The organism is Dietzia sp. DQ12-76 (genome assembly GCF_014145045.1).
GTDB lineage: Bacteria > Actinomycetota > Actinomycetes > Mycobacteriales > Mycobacteriaceae > Dietzia.
On the sequence record NZ_JAALDV010000297.1, the window covers coordinates 2,822 to 4,142 of the forward strand.

Sequence of the window (1,321 nt, forward strand, 5' to 3'; positions counted from 1 at the left end):
ATCTGGTTGATCTCCTCGTTGAACGTCAGGGCCACCTGATCCGGAGAGGCGTCGAGCGTCGCCCCGTCCTCGGGCTCCACGGAGACGAGGACCGAGTGCGCCGCGGCGACCGGGACCAGGACGGTGGCGGGAACCGCCGCGCCACCGGCGATCACGGCGGCGGCGAGCACGCCTGAGGTCCACCGCGTCCGGACCCCGCTCACGGTGTGACGCCGAGGCGGGCGAGGACGTCCTTGTTGACCCGGTCGAGTTCGCCGGAGATGGCGGAGTGCACCTCGCGTCGCTGGGCGGTCGGGGTGGTCTCGGCGGTCTCGACGGCCGTCCTCAGATCCTTGAGGCGGGACCGGGTGGAGGCGAGGAAGTCCTCGACCTGCCGATCGCCGCGGCGGTCCACCTCGAGCTGGTCGAGGGTCTGTTCCAGGCGGACGATGCGGGCACCGAGAGCGGCTCCCGGTCCGGTGGCGTCGATACCCGCCGCCTTGAGGTCCACGGCGCCGGCGGCGGACCTGTCGGTGGAACCCTGCGCGTTGGAGACGAGCTTGTAGACCATCGGGAGCAGCACCGGGGTGGCGACCTTGGCCAGGCTCAGCCACCGCTGCACGTCCTCCTTGCCGAGTTTGGTGCCCTCGAGCTTCTTCAACTCCATCTCCGCGAGTTGGTACTCGTGCTTCCGCCCCGCGGCCTCGATCTTCTCGGCCGCCTTCCGGTCCTTGGCCAGGAACTTGGCCTCCCGCTTGAGCGTGGCCCGTTCCTGCTTGGCGAGGGTCTTCTCCGCCTTGCGGTCCCTCCGGGACGCCTTCCGGGCCAGCGCGTCCTGCCGCTTGGCGCGCTTGGCCTCCCGCTTGGCCTTCCGGTCCGCGTTCCTGCCCGCCAGCTTGGCGCGCTTCTTCGCCTCGGCGAGCTCGACCCGATGCGCCTCCTTGGCCTTGTGCCGGGTCTCCTTGGCGGCGAGCTTGGCCTCGGTCATGGCGGTGGCCTTGAGCGCGGCGGCGTGGGCGCGGAGTTCGGCGCGCTTGTCGCGGTAGGTCGTCAGCTTGCCCATGGGCGTCGATCCTTCTCTCGTCGCGAACATCAGGTCCCCAGCCTAGGCGAACGGGCGACCGGTGAGCACCGGACCGGTGTCCGTGCGCGGAGTGGGCCATGATGGACGTCGATGGATGGTGCGCGGAACGGATCGAGCGGGGGCCCCGGCGGTGCGGTGGCGGGACCTGCCTCGGGGTCCAGGTGTCTGCACCGCGTGGCTCGTGAGCGGGACGCCGGTCCCGCCTGGTGGCGGACGGCCCCGCTCGACGAGGGTGTGCGCCTGCGGGCGATGGCGGCC

General features: G+C 71.5%; 2 protein-coding genes. Both read right to left on the bottom strand.

The window, feature by feature from the left end; all coding sequences use genetic code 11:
• Positions 1-203: copper resistance protein CopC (locus G6019_RS17725; protein WP_182627561.1), on the bottom strand; the 203-nt coding region annotated here is incomplete at its 3' end.
• The gene (locus G6019_RS10620; RefSeq protein ID WP_182613346.1) at positions 200-1,042 is read right to left on the bottom strand and encodes a DUF6474 family protein; all 843 of its coding nucleotides are present in this window, start codon (positions 1,040-1,042) and stop codon (positions 200-202) included. The genes G6019_RS10620 and G6019_RS17725, both read right to left, overlap by 4 nt.
• Between the last annotated feature and the right edge of the window lie 279 nt (positions 1,043-1,321).

Coding starts and splice junctions, on each gene's coding strand:
- G6019_RS10620 (WP_182613346.1), bottom strand. CDS start 1,042: ATGGGCAAGCTGACGACCTACCGCGACAAGCGCGCCGAACTCCGCGCC.